Origin of the sequence: Streptomyces olivaceoviridis, assembly GCF_014650115.1 — a bacterium.
GTDB classification, from domain to species: Bacteria; Actinomycetota; Actinomycetes; order Streptomycetales; family Streptomycetaceae; genus Streptomyces; species Streptomyces olivaceoviridis.
The window spans coordinates 211,991-234,399 of sequence record NZ_BMUI01000004.1 but is presented as its reverse complement, the minus strand read 5'-3'; the positions used below and the strand labels follow the sequence as shown (position 1 = coordinate 234,399).

Below are 22,409 nucleotides of genomic sequence, written 5' to 3'. Positions count from 1 at the left end.
TGGGCGCGATCAGAGAGCGGTGGTCACGCGCTCGCGCGGTGATGTGGTCGTGGGCGGCGCCGGGGCGCGCCGGCGGCGGACGGCGGTGACGGCGGTGAGCAGGACGAGCGCCAGCAGCGAGGCGGCGCCCACGGCCGTGCCCAGCCGCAGGCCGGGTGGGTGGAAGGTGCAGGTCAGGCTGGTGGAGGTGCCGTCGAGGGGCACGGCGATCAGTCCGTGGAAGGCATCGGCGGGTCGCTCGGGTCCGTCGCCGGTGGCGCAGCGCCAGCCGGCGATCCGGGGGGCCGCGACGACCGCGATGCCCTTGCTGCCGGGGCGCAGCCGGGCCCGTAGCGTGGCGCCGGAGACGGTCACCTCGGTGGCGCCGGTGGCCTTCAGGCGGGCGGCGGCGCCGGCCAGCCGGGCCGTGTCCAGGCAGCCGACGGCGTCGGACGGGATGCGGCCGGGCCGGTCCGGCCGCAGCTCGATCCGCAGCGCACCCGAGGCGGGGGCGGTGCCGAGCGGCTCCATGGCGGCGCGGGTGCGCGGGAACTGGAACCGGAACCGGGCGGGCTCCCCGGCGCCGGCGAGCCGCGCGGTGCCGGAGAAGTCCGGGGCCCACAGGTGGACCTGGGTGCCGGCCGGGCACCGGGCGGTGATCGTCGGCCGGGCCAGGGCGTTCCCGGTGCCGACCCGGCGGGACGGGAGCGCCCGCCCGTCGTCGTCGTGCACGGTGACGCGGGACACGGTGTAGACGCGGCTGCCGAGCAGCAGTTCCTGGTTGCGGTACGGCGACGGTCCGAACGGTTTCACGTCGGGCGCGGCCCGGACGGTGACCAGGGGCGGTACGTCCCGGCGGGTGACGGTCACCGGGGCGGCGTACGGGGACAGGTACTTCTGGTGCGGGTCGGGCGGGGAGTGCACCCGGGCGCCGACGGAGAAGACGACGTCCGTGACGGCGTTGTCCAGGCTCTGCACGTTGCGGCCGCGCGAGGTCCAGCCGTCGCCGAGGGCGGTGAGGGTGCGGCTGAGAACGTCCGAGGTCAGGCTGCTGTAGTACTGGGCGCCCTCGCCGCCCACCAGCAGCGGGTCGTTGCCGACGGTCTGCTCGCGGCCGGGGTCGGTGCGGTACCGCGGCCAGTCGTCGGCCCCGGCGATCGCCGCCGCCTGCGTCTCCTGCCGCTCGCCCCAGGGCTCGTAGTCGTCCAGGTGCCCGAGGCGCAGCCGGGTGGCCACGGCCGAGGTGGCGGCCGTCTCGCCCACCTGGGCGCCGAGGAGCAGGACGACGGCCAGTCCGGCGAGCCGGGTGCGGTGTCCGGCGCGGCCCAGCAGCACCAGGCCGCCGACGGCGCCCGCGAGGGCGAGCAGCAGCACCGGCCAGGTGTACGGCCGGACCAGCGTGCTGCGGCTCGCGACGGCGACGACCAGCACGAGCAGGGCGGTCGCGGCACCGAGGGCGCGCCGGTCGGGCAGGCCGTACGCCACGGCGTGCCAGGCGGCGACGACCAGCAGGCCGCACAGCACGAACGCCTGCCGGTAGGCGCTGCCCTGCGGGGTGGCGAAGGCGTGCCACAGCAGGTGGGTGGGGCCCCACTGGAGGGAGAGGGCCACCACGAGCGCCAGCGCCGTCCAGCCGGCGCGCACCGGGACCGGGACCGCGCGGTGGAAGGGCAGGGCGAGGGCGAGGAGCAGGGCGGTGATGCCGACGTAGAGGGCCGGGGAGCCGAAGCCGTAGGTCGCCGGCAGCAGCCGGGCGGCCACGTCCTCGGTGGGCACGGGGGCGAACTGGCGTACGCGGCCGGGGTAGGCGTGCTTCGTGCCGAAGTAGACGACCGTCACGAGCGGGGCGGCGAGGCCCGTGCCGAGGGCGGTGGTGAGGACGGCGCGGCCGGCCGTGGCGAGCGCCTGCCGGCGCGGCGGTCGGGCGAGCAGCAGGCGCAGCAGCAGGACGAGGGCGGCGCCGAGGGTGGCCATGTAGGCGGTGTAGAAGTTGGCGGTCCAGGCGAGGGCGACGAGCAGGACGCCGGTCAGGCGCCGGCGTCCGGTGAGCGCCCACTCGCCGACCAGGCACAGCAGCGGCAGGGCGATCAGGCCGTCGAGCCACATCGGGTTGTAGGAGGCGTCGGCCGTGCTCCAGCCGCACAGCGCGTACGAGGCGCCGAGCAGGCCCGCCGCCCACCAGCGGCCGGGCCGCAGGGTGAGCAGCAGCCAGGCCATGGCCGCCGCGGCGGAGGCGGTCTTCAGGAGGGTGACGGCGTAGACGGCGAGGTCGATCTCGTCGCGCGGGAAGAGGGCCACGAGCAGGGCGTAGGGGCTGCCGAGGTAGGTGCCGAGGTCGGGCAGGAAGCTCGCGCCGTAGCCGGACTGCCAGTTGACGAGGAGGCCGCCGTGGCCCCTGCGGTGCAGCAGGTCCCACAGGTGGGCGTGGAAGGGCACGTACTGGTTGCCGAGGTCGTTGACGCTGCGGGTGCGGGGGCCGAAGGGATAGCTGCGCGCCAGCACGTCACCGGCGCAGAAGGCGGTGACCGTGACGGCGGCGGCGAGCAGGGCGGCGGCCTGCCGCGGCCGGGGGACCGCTTTCACACCCTGCTCCTGTCCGGGTGTCGCCGCGCGTTCCCGTGCACTGTGCCGCTTTCGCCGGGTGGGGTATTGCGGTGCATTTTCGGCGGTCCTCACGGAATGTGTGCCCCATTGATTCGCCGACTTAGACGGGGCGCGATTCCGGATGGTTGCCCGGTCACCGGAAAGTGAGGCGACATCTTCCGAGTACGGGAAACACCGCGTGAATTAAACGTCCTACCGGAAAACATTCGCTTTCCGGTAGGTGTTCTCAGGGTGAACCCGCCTTGCGGGCCGCGCAGGCCCAGGCCGCCCGGACCCGGTGGAAGGCGACGAGGAAGCCCTCCTTGCCGGACTTCTTGGTGGCTTTCACGTGCAGGTCGTAGTCGTGCCAGGACGGGTCGCCGGCCTGGACCACGGTGTTCTCCGCGGCGTCGTCCGTCAGCGCGTCAAGGGGGCGAGGCGAGGGGCCGCGTAAGCTCCGGGGCATGGGTGAGTTCTGGCCGGTGCCCGACGTACTGGCCCATCTGACCGGGCGGTGGCGCGTCGAACGTGCCGTGCGGGACCTGGCGAGCGGGGACGAAGGGCACTTCACGGGGACGACCGTCTTCACCGAGCTGGACGGCGGTGGGCTGCTGCACGAGGAGTCCGGCACCTTCACCTGGCAGGGGGTGGCGCGGCCCGCCGGCCGGACGCTGCGCTTCCTGCCGGGCCCCGGGCCCGGCCGGGCCGACGTGCGGTTCGCGGACGGGCGGCCGTTCCACGAGCTGGACCTGACCACGGGCCGGTACGTCGCCGGCCACCCCTGCGCGGCCGACCTCTACCGTGGCGAGTTCACCGTCCGGGACGCCGACCACTGGCGCACGGTGTGGCGGGTCGGCGGACCGGCGAAGGACCTCGTCCTCACCACCGACTACGCGCGCGAAGGAGCGACCCGCTAGCCGCGCGGGGCCTGAGCCGGGACCCCGTCGAAGCGGAGGGTCCAGCGGCCGGCCTGGCCCGTGACCGTCGTGGTGGACAGCGGGCGGACGTCGAGGTTCCAGTAGGTCGTGGGAGGCGCCTTCAGGGCGTAGACCAGGGCCGCCCGGATCACGGACGGCTCGGCCACCGCGACGATCCGGCCGCCGTCGTCCGCCGGCCGGGTGTCCAGCCAGCCGCCGACCCGGGAGATGAACGCCAGCAACGACTCGCCGCCGTGCGGGGTGGACCGCGGGTCGGCGAGCCAGGCGTCCACCGCCTCCGGCTCCCGGGCCATCGCCTCGGCCGGCGTCAGCCCCCGCCAGCGGCCCATGTCGCAGTCCCGCAGCGCGAGTTGGACCAGCGGGGCGTACCCCAGGGCGGCGCCGGTGGCCCGGCTGCGCGGCGTCGGCGAGCAGTAGCGCAGCTCGGCCGCGGCCAGCGGCAGCAGGCCCCCGGCGACGCGCTGCACCTCGTCCCAGCCGCCCTGGTCCAGCGGCCGGTCGTCCTCGAAGCGCTCCGCGAGCAGCGCGGCAGCGCGCGCGGCGGCGACGAACGTCACCCTCAGTGGCATGCGGTGATGGTGGGCCCAGGCGGGCAACGGGTCAAGAGACGGTGCGCGGTCAGGCGTCGAGCGGCTGCCCGAAGGTGTGCACCATGTACAGCTCGGGACGGTCCAGCGGCCGGAAGCCCAGCTTCTCGTAGACCCCGTGCGCGTCCTGCGTCGCCAGCAGCAGCCGGCGCAGGCCGAACGGCTCCAGGTGCGCGCGGATCCGGGCGACGAACGCCGTGCCGACGCCCTTCCCGCGCACCGACGGATCGACGTACACATCGGCCAGCCAGGCGAAGAGCGCCTGGTCGGTGACCACGCGCGCGTACGCCACCTGCTCCCCCGAGGCCGTGTCGTACACCCCGAAGTTCAGCGAGGACGCCATCGCCCGCTCGTGCTTCTCGCGCGGGCGGCCGATCGCCCAGTACGCGTCGGCCGACAGCCAGCCGTGCACGCGGTCCACGTCGACCCGGGCGGAGTCGGCGGAGAACTCGTATCCCTCGGGCAGGTCAGGTGTATCGCTCATGCGGTGATCCTCACAGGCCCGGCCGCTCGCTGACGAGCGGATTTCGCACGGCCTCGTCGTACGCCGCCCGCAACCGCCGCACCCCCTCATCGATCTCCCCGGTGCCGGCGACCGCCGCGAAGCTCAGGCGGAGGTGGGCGGCGGGGGGTTCGGCGCTGAAGTAGGGGCGGCCCGGGGTGACGGCGACGCCGGCGCGCAGGGCCGCCGCGGTCAGCGCGGCCTCTCCCCCGGAGCCGACGGCGCCGTCGGGCAGGCGCACCCACAGGTGGTAGCCGCCGGACGGGATGTGCGGCAGGGCGAGGTCCGGAAGCTGCCGGGCGAGCGCGCTGGTCAGGGCGTCACGGCGGGTCTTCAGCTCGGCCGACAGCGCCCGCAGATGGCGGGGCCAGGCGGGGGAGCCGACCAGTTCCAGGGCGGCCTCCTGGAGCGGCCGGGGGACGAAGAAGCTGTCCACGACCTGGATGGCGCGCAGCCGTTCCAGCACCGGCCCGTGCGCGGCCAGCGCGCTCACCCGGAAGCTGGGCGAGGTGGCCTTGGTCAGCGAGCCGACGTGGACGACCACACCGTCCGGGTCGTCGGCGGCCAGCGGGCGGGGCAGCGGGGCGGCATCGGCGTGCACGAGCCGGCGGACGTAGTCGTCCTCGACGACGAACGCGCCGGCCTCGCGGGCGATGCGCAGCACCTCGGTGCGCCGGGTGAGAGCCAGCACCGCGCCGGTGGGGTTCTGGAACAGCGGCTGGCAGACGAAGACGCGCGCTCCGGTGGCGTGGAAGGCGTCCGCGAGCAGGTCCGGGCGCACTCCGTCGGGGTCGACGGGCACCGGGACGGGCCGCAGTCCGGCCGCGCGGGCGAGGGCCAGCATGCCCGGGTAGGTCGGCGACTCCACGAGCACCGGGGCACCGGGCGGGGCCAGCGCGCGCAGGGCGGTGGCCAGCGCGGCCTGCCCGCCCGCCGCGATCAGCACCTCGGCCGCGGTGACGGCGCCGCCGATCCCGCGGGCGAACCACTCCCGCAGCTCCGGCAGCCCCTCCAGCGGCGGTCTCCCCCAGGCGCCGGGCCGCCGCCCGGCCCGGGCCAGGGCCGCCGCCATGGCGCGCTCCGGCTGGAGCGAGGGGTGCAGATAGCCGCCGCTGAGCTCCAGGACCCCGGGGGGCGGCGCGGCGAGGGAGACCGTGACGCCGGAGGCGTCCACGGTGCGCGGTACGAGGTCGGCGGCGCCGTCGGCACTCAGCGCGACCTCCTGCCAGGAGGTGTCCCCGGCGGGGGCCTCGCTCCGGTGCGGCCTGGCCCGGAAGGCGCCGGCGCCCGGCCGGGTGACCACCAGGCCCTCGGCGGCGAGCTGGGCGAGGGCCCGGGAGACGGTCACGGGGCTCACCCGGAACCGCTCGACCAGGGCCCGGCTCGACGGCAGCTTTCCACCCGGAGAGTAGCGGTCAAGCTCCCTCCGCAGCTGTTCCGCCAGTTCACCCACACTGCTACGCTCTTGCATGAGAGCACAGAGTAGCGCTACTACCGCGAGTCCGATAGCAGTCAGCGCTCCCCGGGACTTCCGGGGACTCGGCACCGTCCAGGCCGCCCTCGGCGTGGTCGCCTTCTCCCTGACCTTCCCCGCGACCGCCTGGGGCCTGGAGAGCTTCGGCCCGTGGTCGCTGGTGGCGGTGCGCGGCGTCCTCGCCGCACTCGTCGCCGGCGGTTGTCTGCTGGCCCTGCGCGTACGGCTCCCGGCGCGGCGGCACCTCGCCGGGCTCGCGGTGGTCGCCGCCGGAGTGGTGCTCGGCTTCCCGATGCTGACCACGCTCGCGCTCCAGACGTCCACCACCGCCCACGCGGCCGTCGTGGTGGGCCTGCTGCCGCTGACCACCGCCGTGTTCTCCGCCCTGCGCACCGGCGTCCGGCCCTCCCGCCGGTTCTGGCTGGCGGCCGTGGCGGGCGCGGCGGCCGTGCTCGCCTTCACCGTCGGCCAGAGCGGCGGCGCGCTCACCACGGCCGACGGCTGTCTCTTCGGGGCGCTGCTGGTGTGCGCGGCCGGGTACACCGAGGGCGGCCGGCTGGCCCGGGTCATGCCGGGCTGGCAGGTCATCGGCTGGGCGCTGGTGCTGTGCCTGCCGCTGACCGTGCCGGCCGCGGCGCTGGCGCTGTCGTACGAGCCGGTGCGCCTGAGCGTGCACGGCGTCACCGGACTGGTGTGGGTGGCGCTCGGTTCGCAGTTCCTCGGCCTGGTCGTCTGGTACCGGGGGATGGCGGCCATCGGCATCCCCCGGGCCAGCCAGTTGCAGTTGGCCCAGCCCCTGCTCACACTGGTGTGGTCGGCGCTGCTGCTGGGCGAGCACTTCACGGTGGCCGCTCCCCTGACCGCCCTCGCGGTGCTCGTGTGCATCGCCGTCACTCAGCGGTCGTGATCGTGAGGAGGGCCTGTAGATGCGCGCGTCCAAGGGCGACAAGCTGGTCCAGCACGGCAGGGTGGTGGGTCAGCACGACCACGTCTCGGAAGTCGTAGAAGTGCTCGGGCAGGAGGGCAACCCGCCGTACCGCGTCCGTTTCGAGGACGGGCACGAGGCGATCATGTCCCCCGGACCCGACTGCCAGGTCAAGCACAGGGACAAGCAACAGCAGTAGTCAGCGAGGTGGTTCCGCCGGCCCCCGGTAGTGGTCGGCGACCACCCGTGCCATCGCCCCGATCGGATCGGCCGCCAGGTCCGCCGCGGCGAAGAACACGTGCCCGCGCACCTGCGGGTACCGGGCGGCGAGGGTCAGGTGCCGGGACAGCTCGACCGGGTCCCGCCAGGCCGACGACTCCCCGGCGGCGCCCGCCCGGTACAGGGCCTCGCCGATGTACAGCTGGGTCCTGGTGCCCTTCGCGACCTCCGCCCACCACACCAGGAGCCGGGCGTAGTCGGCGGCGGAGTAGCCGATCTGCCAGTAGAGCTGCGGGACGATGTAGTCGATCCAGTGGTTGCGGACCCAGGCGCGGGTGTCCGCGTAGAGGTCGTCGTACGTCTCCACGCCCGCCTGTGTGTCGGAGCCGCGCGGGTCGGTCGACGCGTTGCGCCACACCCCGAAGGGGCTGACGCCGAACCGGGTGCCGGGCCGGACCCGCTTGATGCCGGCGGCCGTCTCGCGCACCAGGGTGTCGATGTTGTTCCGGCGCCACGCGGCCCGGGAGGAGAAGGCGCCGCCGTGGCGGTCGTACGCGTCGTCGTCGTCGAAGGTCTCCCCGTCGGCCGGATAGGGGTAGAAGTAGTCGTCGAAGTGGACGGCGTCGACGGGGTAGCGGGCGACCGCGTCGAGGATCGCCCGCTGCACGAAGGCGCGGACCTGGGGCAGGCCGGGGTTGTAGTAGAGCCGGCCGTCGTAGGGCACCACCCAGTCGGGGTGCTTGCGGGCCGGGTGCGAGGCGGTCAGCCGGCCCGGGTCGGTGTGCTGGGCGATCCGGTACGGGTTGAACCAGGCGTGCAGTTCCAGGCCCCGGGCGTGCGCCTCCCGCACGGCCGTGCCGAGCGGATCCCAGCCCGGGTGCCTGCCCTGGGTGCCGGTGAGGTACTCGGACCAGGGTTCGTACGGCGACGGCCACAGCGCGTCGGCCGTGGGCCGCACCTGGAGGATCACCGTGTTGAGCCGGTCCCGGACCGCGCGGTCGAGGTGGGCGATCAGCTCCTTGCGCTGCGCGCTCGCCGTGAGGCCGGTCCGCGAGGGCCAGTCCCGGTTGACGACGGTGGCGATCCAGACGCCCCGCATCCCGGCGCCGGCGCGCGCGGCGCGGTCGGTGGGGTGCGGAGCCGGACCCGCCCGGCCCGGTGCCCGGACCGCCGTGCTCCTGGTCGGCACGGCCGGTGCCGTCGCCAGCGTGGACAGCGCGCCCAGGGCGAAGGTCCGCCGCGACATGCGCCCCATCGGCACACCCCCATACGCTCCGGATCCGCTCCGTCACGGATCGTCCCGCGGTTCAGGATGCCCCCACCCCGGCGATCGATCATCGATACTTGGCGGTAACGTGCACGATCGGAGCAGGCGCCGAACCCGGAGGTCTGCCAGCGAGCCGGAGAACTCAGCGAAGGGAACGATGTGACCGACATCGAACGCGTCGGAGTCGTGGGCTGCGGCCAGATGGGCGCGGGCATCGCCGAGGTGTGCGCCCGCGCGGGACTGGACGTGAAGGTCGCCGAGACCACCGGCGAGGCCCTGGAGATCGGCCGTACCCGGCTGTACAACTCCCTGGCCAAGGCCGCCGAGCGCGGCAAGATCAGCGAGGAGGAGCGGGACGCCACCCAGGCGCGGCTGAGCTTCACCACCGATCTCGGCGAGTTCGCCGACCGGGACCTGGTGATCGAGGCCGTCGTCGAGAACGAGCAGGTGAAGACCGAGATCTTCCAGGTGCTCGACCAGGTGGTGGCCCGGCCGGACGCGATCCTGGCCTCCAACACCTCCTCGATCCCGCTGGTGAAGCTGGCGGTCGCCACCTCCCGCCCGGACCACGTCGTCGGCGTCCACTTCTTCAACCCGGCCCCGGTGCAGAAGCTGGTCGAGCTGATCCCGGCGCTCACCACCTCCGAGGGCACGCTCAGCCGAGCCCAGGTCTTCGCCGAGAAGGTGCTCGGCAAGCACGCCATCCGCGCCCAGGACCGCTCCGGCTTCGTGGTGAACGCGCTGCTCGTGCCGTACCTGCTGTCCGCGATCCGGATGTTCGAGTCGGGCATCGCGAGCCGCGAGGACATCGACAACGGCATGGAGATGGGCTGCGCCCACCCGATGGGTCCGCTGAAGCTGTCCGACCTGATCGGCCTGGACACCATCGTCTCCATCGCCAACTCGATGTACGCCGAGTACAAGGAGCCGCTGTACGCCGCTCCCCCGCTGCTCCAGCGCATGGTGGAGGCGGGCCGGCTGGGGCGGAAGACCGGCTCCGGCTTCTACACCTACGGCTGATTACGAAGAGCGACGCCTGCGGGCCCGGCACCGGATTCCGGTGCCGGGCCCGTCTGTTTCACACACCGTGTGCGCGGCGGGCACGCATATGCCCGCCACACACGCTCCCCACGCGCCCACCAGGCGAGTTGACTCATCATGCGCATGCAAGGGATGCGGAACCACCCATTTCGACCACCGAAAGGAGCGGACCCGTGACCGCCGAACCGGAGCATCCCGTGGTCCATGGAGAACTCGCAGAGTTACGGCGCCGCCTCGACGTGGCCTACGCCCGTGTCGAGGGAGGACTGGCGCTGCTGCGTCACCGTACCGAGGAGACCGCCAAGGAGCTGGACGAGCTGAACACCCGGATGGCCTCGCTGGAACACGCACGCTGGCCGCTGCCCTCGCTCGCCGCGCTGACCGCGCTCGGTGCGCTCGTGGTGACGGTCTGGCAGGCGCTGGCGGCCCACTAGCCGCCGGCTCCCTAGCCTTCCGCGAGCCTGAGGTGGTGCAGCAGGAGTAACGCGGCCGCCATGTTGGCGGCCGGGACCTCCCCACGGGCGATCAGGTCGGGGACGAGCTTCAGGGGGACCCATTCCCGCCGGTCCGACTCGAAGTCGTCCACGGGGTGCCCGACGTACTCGCCCCGGTCGGACCAGTAGATGTGGTGCCGGGCGTCGGTGAGGCCGTTGGACGGCTCCACGCTCATCAGGTGGTGCAGGGGCCCCGGTCGCCAGCCGGTCTCCTCCTCCAGTTCCCGGGCCGCCGCGCTCGCGATGTCCTCGCCGTCCTCGACGACGCCCGCGGCCAGCTCCCAGCCCCAGCTGTCGGTGATGAAGCGGTGCCGCCACAGCAGCAGCACCTCGTTCGCCTCGTTGACCACCGTGGCCACGGCCACGGGGCGCAGCCGGATCAGGAAGTGGTCGAGGTGCCGGCCGTCCGGCAGCTCGACATCTGCGAGATTGACGCTGAACCAGCGGTTTTCATACACAGTCTGCTCGCTTTGTTTCGTCCACTGCACGGTTCTGCCACCTTCCGCCGAGTAAGTGGCAATATCGCAGCAGGGACGGTGCGCCCACAGGGGGCCTACAGCGGTACGCGCAGTGCCCCGTCGATGAGTTCGGCGGCTTCGGCGGTGCCGGCCGAGCCGCAACGCACCAGGTGCTCGCGCACCGCGCGCAGTCTGTCGCGCAGCCGCTGGGACTCCATTCCCCGTGCCTGCTCCGCCATCCGCACGGCGGTGGCCACGGCCTTGTCGGCGTTGCCCTGGCGCAGTTCGATGGTGCTGAGCATGGCCAGCCGGTGCACCCGCCCCCGGTCGTGGGCCGGGTTGTCGACGGCCGCCGCCGCGTGCTCCCGGGCGGCGGCGAGTTCCCCGAGGCTCAACAGCGCCTCGGCCACCTGCACGTTGACCAGCCCCGGCTGCACGTACCCCGTCTCGTCGGGCTCGTAGCCCCGCCGGATCCGCTCGGCCGCCGTCTCCGCCCGCCGGATGCAGGACAGCGCGCTGCCGCTGTCCCCGAGGTGCGCGTACGCCTTGGCCTGCATCGCGTACAGGTCGGAGGCGAGCGCCGGGGTGATGTGCCGGCCGGCCGCGCGCAGCGCGGCCTCGGCGAAGGCGACGGCCTGCCGGTACTCCCGCATGAACAACGACTGGTTGACCAGCAGCGCGATGACGTACGCCCCAAGGCCCCGGTCCCCGCTGGCCTTCGCCAGCCGCAGCGCCTGGTGGAAGTAGCGCTGCGCGAGCCCGTGCGCGTCGGAGTCGTACGCGCAGATGCCCGCGATCGCCACCAAACCGCCCGTGGCCCGGTGCAGTTGACGGCCGGTGGCGTCGGTGTAGCTGCCCCGCAACAGCGGCGCGGCCTCGGCGTTGAGGAACCCGACGATCCGCGTCCGGGTCGCGACACCGCCGGCCTTGCGGTACATCTGCTCGTAGTGCGTCCGGGCGGCGCGCAGCATCTCGATGTCGGCCGTGGTGACCGGGTGCCGGCCGCCCCGGGAGACGTCGACGTCCTCGGGCGGGTTCTCCCACTCCCACACCGGCATCACCGCCGGGGTCCCGGTGACGGCCGGGGCGCCCAGCACATGGGGCCGCTGCTGTTCGTCCGAGCGCCACAGGGCGGTGGCCCGCTCCACGAACCCGCCCAGCGAACCGGCGTGCGGGGTGCCGGGCTCACCGGGCACGCCGAGCCCGATGTCGTCGAGCGTGACGGGGCGTCGCAGCCGTGCCGCGAGCACTTCGCAGATCAGGTCCGGCACCTGGCCGCGGGGCCGCTGGCCCTTCAACCAGCGCGCCACGGCGGTGTGTTCGTACCGCAGGGCGAGTCCGCGTCCGCGGCCCGCCTGGTTGACGTGGGCGGCGAGACCGGCGTGCGAGATGCCCGCCTCGTCCAGGATGGCGTCGAGCAGGGTGTTGGGCTGCATGGGATGCCCCCCGAGTGGCCTGGTGCGGTCAGCGTAGTGGCTCCGCGTTCACACGGGGTGTGAACGGAGTGCCCGTATCCGTTGCGTACGCGCGCTGTTGCGGAGCGTGTCGATCCGATTGACTGGGACACCTCGCTAGAGGCCGGCCGAGCCGCCGGCTCCCCCTCGAACGACGGCGGCTCGGCCGGGGGTTAGTGGTACGTCGTCGGCCGCGGGTGGGTGGGGGCCGTGCGCGTCCGCGTGGCGGAGCCGCTGACGTCGTCGCCCCGCGCGCCCGGGGAGTTGCAGCCCGCCCCTCTTCGGCCGTTGCGCAGGACCAGTACCGCGACGTCGTCCGTCGGTCTGCCGACCGTGTGGCGCAGGAGGCCCGAGAAGACGGTGCGCAGGACCGCCTGGGGTGAGACCGGGTGGTCACGTACGGCCTCGCGCAAGGCTTCCGGCAGCGAGAAGAACCGTCCCTGGGCGTCGCGCGCGTCCTCCGCCCCGTCCGTGAAGAGGACCAGCGACTCCCCCGGGTGCAGCCGGCCGCAGGACAGCACCTCCAGCTCCGTCGGCAGCGGGAACGGCCCCAGTGGCGGAAGGGGGTCCCCGCCGGCCAGCTGCTCGACGCCGGTCCCCCTCAGCGCATACGGCCAGGGATGGCCGCAGTTGAGGGCGCGCAGGCCGCCGTCCCCGTCGATCTCCAGGAGGAGCACGGTGACGAACTCCTCGGCGACCGGGTTGTCGAGGTCGGCGGGGCCGTTCGCGGGGTGCTCGGCGCGGGCGCGTTCGCGCAGGTGGCGGGCGAGGGCGCGGTCCAGTCTGCTGAGCACGCGGTCGAGTTCGGGCTCGTCGTGGGCGGCCTCGCGGAAGCTGCCGAGGAGGGCGGCGACGGTACCGAGGGCGGCCAGACCGTGCCCCCGTACGTCCCCCATCACCACCCGGACCCCGTGTTCCGTGGCGATGGCCTCGTACAGATCGCCGCCGACGCTCGCGCCCCGGTCGGCCGAGAGCTGGGCGGCGGCGACGTCGATCCCGTCGAGCCGTGGCGGCAGCGGACGCAGGACGACGTTCTGCGCGGCGTTCGCCGCCCGCCGGGCGAGCCGCAGCTCCCGCAGCAGGGAGCGGCGGACATGGACTATGAGGCCGGTGCCGACGGCGAAGAACACGGCACTGGTGACGATGCGGGCCCCGAGCCCGTTCTGCTGGGCGAGCGGACAGCCGAACTTGTAGCCGACCGCGACGGCTCCCCAGACCGTGGGCAGTACTGCCACCCGCCCGGTGGGCGCCCGTGCCTTGATGCGGATCATGCCTCTGGTCCCCCATATGGGCCCTGACAGAGGAATCGGACCGGCCCCGAAAGGCCGGTCCGATTCTGTCGACGGCATGAGCCGGGCGGGGAGGATCACCCTCACTTCCCACCCGAATGAGTGAGAGACCCGGCGCCGACGTGCATTTATGCGGGTAACAGCGGGGTCGGGCACCCCTGGGGCGCGGGGAACCGCGTGGCCGGCCACCGAAGACCCGTACCCGGCCACGCGGAGAACCCCGACGGCGACTAGCCCCTCAGTACCGCACCCGTCCGCTCACCCGCGAGGGCGACCGCCGCGTCCCGCGCGGCCGACGCCTCGTCCACGGTCAGCGTGCGGTCGGCGGCCCGGAACCGGAGCGCGTACGCGAGCGACTTCCGGCCCTCCCCGAGCTGCTCGGCGTTCTCGTACACGTCGAACAGCCGGATGGACTCCAGCAGCTCACCGGCACCCTCACGCAGCGCCGCCTCGACCTCCACGGCCGGCACCGGCTTGTCGACGACGAGGGCGACATCCTGCGTGGCGACCGGGAACGTGGAGATGCCCGGCGCCTGCGGGGCACCGTCGCCCACCGCCTCCAGGGCGTCCAGGTCCAGCTCCATCGCGCACGTGCGCTCGGGCAGCCCCAGGGCCTTGACGACCCGCGGGTGCAGCTCTCCCGCATGGCCCACGATCCGCTCCGCGCCGTCGGCGGCGACCACCAGCTCGGCACACCGGCCGGGGTGCCACGGACCGTACTGGCCCTTGCGGACGATCAGTTCGGCACCGGCTTCCCGGGCGACGGCACGCCCCGCCTCGACCGCGTCGGCCCAGTCGGCCGGACGGCCCTTGCCCCACCAGCCGGCCTGTTCACGGGCGCCGGCGAGGACGACGGCCACGTGCCGGGGCTGCTCGGGCAGCGCGGCGTTCAGCGCGGCGATCTCCTCCTCGGTGGGACGCCGGTCGACGGGCAGGTGCGTGGCGCCGCGCGACTCCTCGCGCGGCAGGAAGACCAGCCCGGTCTCGAACAGAGCCAGGTCGTGCGAGCCCCGGCCGTCGTTGCGCCGCAGGGCGCCGAGCAGGCCCGGCAGCAGCGTGGTGCGCAGCGCCGGCTCCTCGTCGCTGAGCGGGTTGACCAGCTTCACGACGCGGCGGGCCGGGTCACCGGCCTCCAGTCCGAGCTGGCCGAAGACCTGCTCGCTGACGAACGGGTAGTTCGGCGCCTCGACGTAGCCCGCGCCGGCCAGCGCCCGGCCGACCCGGCGGTGCAGCCGCTGGCGGTGGGTCAGGCCGCGGCCCGAGGGCAGCTTGGGCAGCGTGGAGGGCAGGTTCTCGTAGCCCTCCAGACGGATGACCTCTTCGGCCAGGTCGTTCGGGTCGGCCAGGTCGGGACGCCAGGACGGGACGGTGACCAGCAGCTCGTCCTGCCCGTACACGTCGCAGCCGACCTGCTGGAGACGGCGTACGACCGTCTCGCGGCCGTAGTCGACGCCCGCGACCTTGTCCGGGTGGCCGGCCGGCAGGGTGATGGTGTGCGGGGCCGAGGGCGCGATGATCTCGGTGACGCCGGCCTCCGCCGTACCGCCCGCGAGGAGGACCAGCAGGTCCACCGTGCGCTGCGCGGCGGCAGCGGCGGCCTGCGGGTCGACGCCCCGCTCGAAGCGGCGGGACGCCTCGGAGAGCAGCTTGTGGCGGCGGGCCGTGCGGGCGATGGAGACGGCGTCGAAGTGGGCGGCCTCGATGACCACGTCGCTCGTGCCGTTGACGCCGTCCTCGGTCACCTCGTGGTCGGCGATCTCCGTGTTGGCGCCGCCCATCACACCGGCGAGGCCGATGGGGCCGCGCTCGTCGGTGATGACCAGGTCCTCGGCGTGCAGCGTGCGCTCCACACCGTCGAGGGTGACGAGCTTCTCGCCCTCCTGCGCGCGGCGCACCCCGATGGTGCCCTGGACCAGGGACCGGTCGTAGGCGTGCAGCGGCTGGCCCAGCTCCATCATCACGTAGTTCGTGACGTCGACGGCGAGCGAGATCGGGCGCATGCCGACCTTCTGGAGCCGGCGCTGGAGCCAGATCGGGGAGCGTGCCTCGGGGCGCAGGCCGGTGACCGTGCGCGCGGTGAAGCGGTCGCAGCCGAACGGGTCGGTGACCTGGACCGGGTAGCCGTAGGCGTTCGGCGCGGGGACGTCGATCAGCGCGGGGTCGCGCAGCGGCAGGCCGTAGGCGATGGCGGTCTCACGCGCGACACCGCGGATGGACAGGCAGTCGCCGCGGTTGGCGGTGACGGCGATGTCCAGGACCTCGTCGACCAGCTCCAGCAGCTCGATGGCGTCCCTGCCGACCTCGGTCTCCGGCGGCAGCACGATGATGCCGTGGGTGCCGTCGTCGCCCATGCCCAGCTCGTCGCTGGAGCAGATCATGCCGTGGGAGGTCCTGCCGTAGGTCTTGCGGGCGGCGATGGAGAAGCCGCCGGGCAGCGTGGCGCCGGGGAGGACCACGACGACCTTGTCGCCGACCTGGAAGTTGCGGGCGCCGCAGACGATCTCCTGGGGCTCACCCGTGCCGTTGGCCTGGCCGACGTCGACGGTGCAGAAGCGGATCGGCTTCTTGAAGCCCTCCAGCTCCTCGATGGTCAGCACCTGGCCGACGACCAGGGGGCCCTTGAGGTCGGCGCCGAGCTGCTCGACCGTCTCGACCTCCAGACCGGCCGAAATGAGCTTGGCCTGGACGTCGCGCCCGGTCTGAGTCGCCGGCAGGTCGACGTACTCCCGCAGCCAAGAAAGCGGGACCCGCATCAGATCTCCATCCCGAACGGCCGGGTGAACCGGACGTCACCCTCGACCATGTCTCGCATGTCTTCGACGTTGTGGCGGAACATCAACATCCGCTCGATGCCGAACCCGAAGGCGAAACCGCTGTACTTCTCCGGGTCGACGCCGCAGGCGGTGAGCACCCGCGGGTTGACCATGCCGCAGCCGCCCAGCTCGATCCAGCCCTCGCTGGAGCAGGTGCGGCAGGGCCGGTCGGGGTTGCCGACGGACTCGCCCTTGCAGACGTAGCAGAGCATGTCCATCTCGGCGCTCGGCTCGGTGAAGGGGAAGAAGTTCGGCCGCAGCCGGGTCTTCATGCCCTCCCCGAACAGCGACTGGACCATGTGGTCCAGGGTCCCCTTGAGGTCGGCCATGGTCAGGCCCTCGTCCACGGCGAGCAGCTCGACCTGGTGGAAGACGGGCGTGTGCGTGGCGTCCAGCTCGTCGGTGCGGTAGACGCGGCCCGGGCAGATCACGTAGACCGGCAGCTCACGGTCGAGCAGGGAGCGGATCTGGACCGGCGAGGTGTGGGTGCGCAGCACGACACCGGACTCGGTGCCGCCGTCGGGCCCCTGGACGAAGAAGGTGTCGGCCTCGCCGCGCGCCGGGTGGTCCGGGCCGATGTTCAGGGCGTCGAAGTTGAACCACTCCGCCTCGACCTGGGGGCCCTCGGCGACCTCGTAGCCCATGGCCACGAAGACGTCCTCGATGCGCTCCGAGAGCGTGGTCAGCGGGTGCCGGGCACCGGCCGGGACGCGGTCGTACGGCAGGGTGACGTCGACGTCCTCCTCGACCAGCACGCGGGCGTCCCGCTCGGCCTCCAGTTCGGCCTGGCGGGCGGCGAGGGCCTTGTTCACGGCGCCGCGGGCCATGCCGACGCGCTTGCCGGCCTCGGCCTTGGCGTGCGGGGGCAGGGCGCCGATCTCCCGGTTGGCGAGGGCCAGCGGGGAGGCGGGGCCGGTGTGGGCGACCTTGGCCTCGTGGAGCGCGTCGAGGGAGTCCGCGGCGGCGAAGGCGGCGAGCGCCTCGTCCCGCATGCGCTCGATCTCTTCCGGTTTCAACGCCTCGACCTCGACAGGGTCGTACGACTTATTGGGTGCCGACATCTCTTCCCGTGCTTCCGATTGTCCCCCAGCTGACGCTGGGGGGTGCCCCCTGGCGGATGGTCCCCGTGACCGGCGTAGCGGGCCGTGCAGGACACAAAGGTGCCAAAGGCCGAGTCTAACGGGGTGGACGTAGACGAATGGCCCGTGGGCCGCTAGGCGAGATACGCCGGCGCGCTCACGGGCAACGTAAATCGGAACTCGGCGCCGCCGCCGGCGGCCCGGCCGACCGTGATCGTGCCGCCGTGGGCCTCCACGATGCCCTTGACGATGTACAGCCCGAGGCCCGTGCCGCCGCGCTTGCTGCCCCGCCAGAAACGGGTGAAGACGCGGTTCATGGACTCCTCCGGGATGCCGGGCCCCTCGTCGCTCACGGTGACCGACGTGCCGATGTCCTCGCCCTCGCGCGGGGACGGCGTGGGCGTGACGTCAATGGTGACGGTTCCCTCGCCGTGCCGCACGGCATTTTCGATGAGGTTGCTGAGCACCTGATCGATCTTGTCGGGATCGGCCCACAGGGCGGGCAGCGGCTGTTCGATGCGGAGCAGGAAGCGGTCGGCGGGCTGGCCGGCGGCCACGTAGGCCTGGATGTGCCGGGAGACGGCGGCTCCGATGTCGACGGGCTGGCGGCGCACCTCCAGCCGCCCGGAGTCGATCCGGGAGATGTCCAGCAGCTCGGCGATGAGGCGGGTGACGCGGTCCGCGTCGGCGTCGACGGTCTCCAGCATGAGCCGCTTCTGGTCGTCGGTGAAGCGCTCCCACTTGGCGAGCAGGGTGGCGGTGAAGCCCTTCACGGAGGTGAGCGGGGAGCGCAGCTCGTGGGCGACGGTGGCGATCAGCTCGGCGTGGCTGCGCTCGGTGCGGCGGCGGGCCTCGGTGTCCCGGAGGGAGACGACCACGCTGCGCACCGGTCCCAGCGGCTCGTCGCGCACGTAGCGGGCGGAGACGAGGACCTCCCGGCCGCCGGGCAGCAGCAGATTGCGCTCCGGCTGCCGCACCCGGATGGCGAGCCCGCCGTACGGGTCGGTGAGCTGCCACCAGCGGCGCCCCTCCAGGTCCTCCAAGGGCAGCGCCTTCTCCAGGGACTGTCCGAGGGCCTCGGCGGGCCGCACCGCGGTGATCCGCGCGGCGGCGGCGTTGAAGCAGGTCACGCGGCCGTGTTCGTCGGCGACGACGAGGCCGTCGGGCAACTGGTCGGGATCGACGCCGGAGCCGGCGCACCGGGACACGGGCGCGCCCCGCGCGTCCCGTCCTTCCGGCGCGGTGCTCGTGCCGGCCACACTCATCCCCGTACCCCACCTCTCAGACGGCGCAGGGCCCCGCGCTGGTCACCCTACTAGTTCTCGGTGACGGAGCGGCACCCTCCGGAGGCGCGCTGTGCACGGGCCGACGCGTAGAGACATACGGCGGCGGCGGTGGCGAGGTTCAGGCTCTCGGCCTTCCCGTGGATGGGGACGCGTACGACGGCGTCGGTGAGGGCGCGGGTCTCCTCGGGCAGTCCCCAGGCCTCGTTCCCGAACACCCAGGCGGTGGGGCCGCCCATGGTGCCCTTGTCCAGTTCCTCGTCCAGGTCGCGGTCGCCGGCCCCGTCGGCGGCCAGGACGCGCACCCCGGCCTCCTTCAGTGCGGCCACGGCCCGCTCGACGGGGACGCCGACGGCGACGGGCAGGTGGAAGTGCGAGCCGACGGAGGCCCGGACGGCCTTGGGGTTGTACAGGTCCACGGAGGCGTCGGTGAGGACCACCGCATCGGCGCCGGCGGCGTCGGCGCAGCGCAGCACGGTGCCGGCGTTGCCGGGGTCCCGCACATGGGCGAGGACGGCGACGAGCTTCGGCCGGGCGGCGAGGATGTCCTCGAACGGGGTGTCCAGGAACCGGCAGACGCCGACCAGGCCCTGCGGGGTGACGGTGGTGGAGATGTCGGCGATGACCTCTTCGGACGCGAGGTGCACCCGGGCGCCGGCGTCGCGGGCCGCGCCGATGATGTCGGCGTACCGCTCCGCGGCCTCCACGGTCGCGAACAGCTCCACGAGGGTGGGGACGCCGTCGGCCCGGTGCCCCGCCGCCTCCCGGACGGCCTGCGGCCCCTCCGCGAGGAACAGCCGGTCCTTCCCCCGGAAGTTCCGCTTGGCCAGCCGCCGGGCGGCGGAGACACGGGTGGAACGGGGGGAGATCAGCTCGGGGGTGGGCATCCTCTGGGTCACCTTCAGCGATTTTCAACGTGCAGCGGGTCAGGCGCCCCGCAGGGGCGCGGGGCTCTGTCGATGTGCGGCTCCGCCGCGTGGGCGCGAGCGACCACGACGGACCCGCACTCGAACGACGGCCGACCCGGCAACGACAGGACCCGCAAGCCATACAGCCTGCGGGTCCTGCGGTGAGCGTCGGCTCAGAGCCGGCGCGGCGTCACGCGGCCTTGGGGGCGTTCACGTCCGACGGCAGCGCCTTCTGCGCGACCTCGACGAGCGCCGCGAAGGCGTTCGCGTCGTTCACGGCCAGCTCGGCCAGGATCTTGCGGTCGACCTCGACGTTCGCGGCCTTCAGACCCTGGATGAAGCGGTTGTAGGTGATGCCGTTGGCGCGGGCAGCGGCGTTGATGCGCTGGATCCACAGCTGACGGAAGTCGCCCTTGCGCTTCTTGCGGTCGTTGTAGTTGTAGACCAGCGAGTGGGTGACCTGCTCCTTGGCCTTGCGGTACAGGCGCGAGCGCTGACCGCGGTAGCCGGAGGCCTGCTCCAGGATCGCCCGGCGCTTCTTGTGGGCGTTGACTGCCCGCTTGACGCGTGCCACTTGTTAACTCCTTGTAGCGGGGTCGTGGTGGTGCTCACACGACCCGGAATCGATTCGGTCCCGGTCCCGACGCACGGCGCTCAGAGCGCCGCCGCGTCACTTGCCGAGAAGCTTCTTGATCTTCGCGGCGTCGCCCGGGGCCATCTCGGCGTTGCCGGTGAGGCGACGCGTGACGCGGGACGACTTGTGCTCGAGCAGGTGGCGCTTGCCGGCGCGCTCACGGAGCACCTTGCCGGAGCCGGTGACCTTGAAGCGCTTGCTGGCACCGCTGTGCGACTTGTTCTTCGGCATAGCGCCGTTATCTCCTCGTCGGTGGCGCTCCGGTGCCCGGTCGTGAAACCGGGCACGATGGAGCGTCGCTCTCTTCTTTCGGTTACATCCTCGGGGACGTACGCAGACGCACATCCCCCGGGATCACGCCTCGGCCGGCTCCTCGGACGGTGCATCGGCCTCGGCAGGGTTCTGCGACTTGCCGGGGTTCGCCTTCGCGTCGGCCTTGCGGGCCTCCTGCGCCTGGCGGGCCTCGGCCATCGCCTCGGTCTTCTTCTTGTGCGGACCGAGGACCATGATCATGTTTCGGCCGTCCTGCTTCGGGTTCGACTCCACGAAGCCGAGGTCCTGGACGTCCTCCGCGAGCCGCTGCAGCAGTCGGTAGCCCAGCTCGGGGCGGGACTGCTCGCGACCACGGAACATGATCGTGATCTTGACCTTGTCGCCCTGCTTGAGGAACCGGACGACGTGACCCTTCTTGGTGTCATAGTCGTGCGGGTCGATCTTCGGCCGGAGCTTCATCTCCTTGATGACCGTGTGCGCCTGGTTCTTGCGCGCCTCACGGGCCTTCATGGCCGACTCGTACTTGAACTTCCCGTAGTCCATGAGCTTGCACACGGGCGGACGGGCGTTCGCCGCGACCTCGACCAGGTCCAGGTCGTACTCCTGCGCAAGCTCCAGTGCCTTCGCGAGCGGCACGATGCCGACCTGCTCGCCACTGGGACCGACAAGTCGCACCTCGGGAACGCGAATCCGGTCGTTGATGCGGGGCTCGGCGCTGATGGATCCTCCTCGGTAGCACCACACGGCGGTCTGGCGGACAGCCGCGTAACGTCTCTTTTCGTTAGACCTAACCGCGCCAAAGCACAAAAAATGCCCCGGACGATCACAGGCGGGGCTCCAAACAACCGGAGCACCGTCGCGATAGCCGCGGGGCGCGCTTTCGGGCGACTCCATCGTCCGTACGGAACGATGGTGGCCGCCTGACCGGATGACCCGCCGTCCCGGAGGACGGTCAGGTGGGAGATCGGAGCCTCCACTTGTGGGCCGGACACAATCATGTCCAGCCGGTCGTCCTCCAGATTAGCAGGATCGCTTGACAAGGGCGAATTCAGGGGCGCCGGGCGCGACCACCTATGGTGTGGGGCATGAGTGACACCCCTGCCGAGCCTTCCCAGGCTCCCGACTTCGACGCGATGACCCGGGACATCGCCGAGGTCCCCGCCGTCGAGGTGATCGTGACGGTCGCCGTCAACCTGATGAGCGCCGCCGCCGTGAAGCTCGGGCTGAGCGAGGAGGGCGAGAAGTACAAGGACCTGGACGAGGCCCGCAAGCTGATCACCGGGCTCGCCGGCCTGCTGGACGCGAGCGCGACCGAGATCAGCTCCTTCCACGCGGCTCCGCTGCGCGACGGCCTGAAGTCGCTCCAGCTCGCGTTCCGCGAGGCGTCGATCGTCCCGGACGAGCCGGGCCAGGGGCCGGGCGAGAAGTACACCGGCCCGGTCTACGGCTGATCCGCTCCCGCACGGCTGACCTCTTCCTTCACATACAGGGGCTCGCCCGGAGGCGTGGTCCCGGCCGGCAGCAGTGCCAGGTCGAGACCGCGCACCAGGCGGGCCCGCAGTGTTTCGTCGGCCGCCAGCCGCTCGGCGATCGCGCGGGCCGCCTCGGCGGGCGGCGCGGCCGGGTCGAGGACGAGGGCGAGGGTGCCGTCGGCCTGTCCGGGCCCGAGGTGGGCGCGCAGCACGGCGGGCTCCGCCGCCACCACCGTACGGACGGCCCCCACCACGGCGGGGTCGGCGAGCGGGTCGATGCTGGCGCGGCCCTCGGCGAGGGCGAGCAGCGCCGGGCCGGTCAGCTCGAACGGCACCGGACCGGCGAGGTCGAGCACGACCGTGTCGGCCTGCTCGTGCGCCGCGGCCTGGAGGGCCTGGTGCAGGGGTACGGCGACCGGGCGGGCCGCGGGGTCCCAGCGGGCGAGGGAGTCGGTCGAGGTGAAGGCGGGCAGCGCGGTACGGCCGCCGGCCTTCAGGGTGGGCACGGCCATGTCGCTGGTCTTCTCGCGGCGCAGGCCGTTGTCGTCCTCCTCCACCTCGCCGAGCACGGCGACGACGGGGACCAGCAGGCGGGCGCCCCTGAGCGCCTCCAGGACGGGCCCGAGGGCGCTGCGGTCCTCGGCCCAGGCGGCCAGCGCCGCGCTCAGCCGGGGGTCGGCGGAGCCGTCGTCGTCGGAGTAGCCGGGGTCGGGAATGTTCTTGTTCGCCACGGTCCC

At 73.0% G+C, this 22,409-nt stretch carries 23 protein-coding genes; 6 read left to right on the top strand and 17 right to left on the bottom strand.

Going from position 1 to position 22,409, the window contains the following annotated elements:
• Positions 1–9: 9 nt before the first annotated feature.
• Both IE273_RS10240 and IE273_RS10235 read right to left on the bottom strand, forming a co-directional pair.
• On the bottom strand, positions 10–2,562 hold the full coding sequence (locus IE273_RS10240; RefSeq protein WP_189814827.1) for a YfhO family protein: 2,553 nt from the start codon (positions 2,560–2,562) through the stop codon (positions 10–12).
• Between the two features lie 247 nt (positions 2,563–2,809).
• Positions 2,810–3,028, bottom strand: coding sequence for a hypothetical protein (locus tag IE273_RS10235; RefSeq protein ID WP_189814826.1), 219 nt, complete (start codon positions 3,026–3,028; stop codon positions 2,810–2,812).
• Here IE273_RS10235 and IE273_RS10230 point away from each other — a divergent pair.
• Complete coding sequence (locus IE273_RS10230; RefSeq protein ID WP_189814825.1) at positions 3,027–3,479, top strand: DUF6314 family protein; 453 nt, start codon at positions 3,027–3,029, stop codon at positions 3,477–3,479. The genes IE273_RS10235 and IE273_RS10230 overlap by 2 nt on opposite strands.
• On the opposite strand, the gene IE273_RS10225 is transcribed toward IE273_RS10230, so the two are convergent.
• From IE273_RS10225 to IE273_RS10215, 3 genes are read right to left on the bottom strand one after another with little or no spacing between them, the layout of a single operon-like run.
• Positions 3,476–4,069: a histidine phosphatase family protein gene (locus IE273_RS10225; protein ID WP_189814824.1), complete on the bottom strand. Its 594-nt coding sequence runs from the start codon at positions 4,067–4,069 to the stop codon at positions 3,476–3,478. The two genes, IE273_RS10230 and IE273_RS10225, sit on opposite strands and share 4 nt — an antisense overlap.
• A 49-nt stretch (positions 4,070–4,118) precedes the next feature.
• Positions 4,119–4,571 carry a GNAT family N-acetyltransferase gene (locus tag IE273_RS10220; RefSeq protein ID WP_189814823.1) on the bottom strand — a complete coding sequence of 151 codons (453 nt, stop codon included), beginning with the start codon at positions 4,569–4,571 and terminating at the stop codon, positions 4,119–4,121.
• A 10-nt stretch (positions 4,572–4,581) separates the two neighbouring features.
• Positions 4,582–6,060, bottom strand: coding sequence for an aminotransferase-like domain-containing protein (locus IE273_RS10215; protein ID WP_189814822.1), 1,479 nt, complete (start codon positions 6,058–6,060; stop codon positions 4,582–4,584).
• Between IE273_RS10215 and IE273_RS10210 the strand changes: the two genes are divergently transcribed.
• Both IE273_RS10210 and IE273_RS10205 read left to right on the top strand, forming a co-directional pair.
• Positions 6,059–6,970 (top strand): DMT family transporter, encoded by a 912-nt coding sequence (locus IE273_RS10210; RefSeq protein ID WP_189814821.1) that lies wholly within the window; start codon positions 6,059–6,061, stop codon positions 6,968–6,970. The genes IE273_RS10215 and IE273_RS10210 overlap by 2 nt on opposite strands.
• Before the next feature lie 19 nt (positions 6,971–6,989).
• Entirely contained in the window at positions 6,990–7,187 is a 198-nt protein-coding gene (locus tag IE273_RS10205; RefSeq protein WP_189814820.1) for a DUF1918 domain-containing protein, read from the top strand.
• Here IE273_RS10205 and IE273_RS10200 read toward each other — a convergent pair whose 3' ends face one another.
• A complete protein-coding gene (locus tag IE273_RS10200; RefSeq protein ID WP_189814819.1) occupies positions 7,188–8,462 on the bottom strand; it encodes a glycoside hydrolase family 10-like protein in 1,275 nt (424 codons plus the stop codon).
• A 171-nt stretch (positions 8,463–8,633) separates the two neighbouring features.
• Here IE273_RS10200 and IE273_RS10195 point away from each other — a divergent pair, with 171 nt between their 5' ends.
• Together IE273_RS10195 and IE273_RS10190 are read left to right on the top strand one after the other, a co-directional pair.
• The gene (locus IE273_RS10195) at positions 8,634–9,494 is read left to right on the top strand and encodes a 3-hydroxybutyryl-CoA dehydrogenase (RefSeq protein ID WP_189814818.1); all 861 of its coding nucleotides are present in this window, start codon (positions 8,634–8,636) and stop codon (positions 9,492–9,494) included.
• Positions 9,495–9,688: 194 nt separating this feature from the next.
• Positions 9,689–9,949 carry a hypothetical protein gene (locus tag IE273_RS10190; RefSeq protein ID WP_014671637.1) on the top strand — a complete coding sequence of 87 codons (261 nt, stop codon included), beginning with the start codon at positions 9,689–9,691 and terminating at the stop codon, positions 9,947–9,949.
• 11 nt (positions 9,950–9,960) lie between these two features.
• Here the strand turns inward: IE273_RS10190 and IE273_RS10185 are convergent, their stop codons facing one another.
• From IE273_RS10185 to infC, 10 genes are all read right to left on the bottom strand, one after another.
• On the bottom strand, positions 9,961–10,497 hold the full coding sequence (locus IE273_RS10185) for an NUDIX hydrolase (protein ID WP_078611712.1): 537 nt from the start codon (positions 10,495–10,497) through the stop codon (positions 9,961–9,963).
• A gap of 65 nt (positions 10,498–10,562) precedes the next feature.
• Positions 10,563–11,903 (bottom strand): NsdA family TPR-like regulatory protein, encoded by a 1,341-nt coding sequence (locus IE273_RS10180; protein ID WP_189814817.1) that lies wholly within the window; start codon positions 11,901–11,903, stop codon positions 10,563–10,565.
• Between the two features lie 191 nt (positions 11,904–12,094).
• Complete coding sequence (locus IE273_RS10175) at positions 12,095–13,192, bottom strand: PP2C family protein-serine/threonine phosphatase (RefSeq protein WP_189814816.1); 1,098 nt, start codon at positions 13,190–13,192, stop codon at positions 12,095–12,097.
• Positions 13,193–13,440: 248 nt separating this feature from the next.
• Positions 13,441–15,963: a phenylalanine--tRNA ligase subunit beta gene (pheT, locus tag IE273_RS10170; RefSeq protein WP_189814815.1), complete on the bottom strand. Its 2,523-nt coding sequence runs from the start codon at positions 15,961–15,963 to the stop codon at positions 13,441–13,443.
• Positions 15,963–17,084: a phenylalanine--tRNA ligase subunit alpha gene (pheS, locus tag IE273_RS10165; protein WP_189814814.1), complete on the bottom strand. Its 1,122-nt coding sequence runs from the start codon at positions 17,082–17,084 to the stop codon at positions 15,963–15,965. The genes pheT and pheS overlap by 1 nt, the downstream gene beginning before the upstream one ends.
• A 152-nt stretch (positions 17,085–17,236) precedes the next feature.
• Positions 17,237–18,367 (bottom strand): sensor histidine kinase, encoded by a 1,131-nt coding sequence (locus IE273_RS10160; protein ID WP_189814813.1) that lies wholly within the window; start codon positions 18,365–18,367, stop codon positions 17,237–17,239.
• A 50-nt stretch (positions 18,368–18,417) separates the two neighbouring features.
• The gene (locus IE273_RS10155; RefSeq protein ID WP_189814812.1) at positions 18,418–19,272 is read right to left on the bottom strand and encodes a TrmH family RNA methyltransferase; all 855 of its coding nucleotides are present in this window, start codon (positions 19,270–19,272) and stop codon (positions 18,418–18,420) included.
• A 211-nt stretch (positions 19,273–19,483) separates the two neighbouring features.
• Positions 19,484–19,867, bottom strand: a complete 384-nt coding sequence (rplT, locus tag IE273_RS10150; RefSeq protein WP_006141703.1) for a 50S ribosomal protein L20 — start codon at positions 19,865–19,867, stop codon at positions 19,484–19,486.
• Between the two features lie 96 nt (positions 19,868–19,963).
• Positions 19,964–20,158 carry a 50S ribosomal protein L35 gene (rpmI, locus tag IE273_RS10145; RefSeq protein ID WP_004933563.1) on the bottom strand — a complete coding sequence of 65 codons (195 nt, stop codon included), beginning with the start codon at positions 20,156–20,158 and terminating at the stop codon, positions 19,964–19,966.
• Positions 20,159–20,281: 123 nt separating this feature from the next.
• On the bottom strand, positions 20,282–20,944 hold the full coding sequence (infC, locus tag IE273_RS10140; RefSeq protein WP_189815006.1) for a translation initiation factor IF-3: 663 nt from the start codon (positions 20,942–20,944) through the stop codon (positions 20,282–20,284).
• A gap of 341 nt (positions 20,945–21,285) precedes the next feature.
• Between infC and IE273_RS10135 the strand changes: the two genes are divergently transcribed.
• A complete protein-coding gene (locus IE273_RS10135; protein WP_041665038.1) occupies positions 21,286–21,651 on the top strand; it encodes a DUF1844 domain-containing protein in 366 nt (121 codons plus the stop codon).
• Here the strand turns inward: IE273_RS10135 and IE273_RS10130 are convergent.
• Positions 21,642–22,403, bottom strand: coding sequence for an SseB family protein (locus IE273_RS10130; RefSeq protein ID WP_189814811.1), 762 nt, complete (start codon positions 22,401–22,403; stop codon positions 21,642–21,644). The two genes, IE273_RS10135 and IE273_RS10130, sit on opposite strands and share 10 nt — an antisense overlap.
• Positions 22,404–22,409 lie beyond the last annotated feature (6 nt).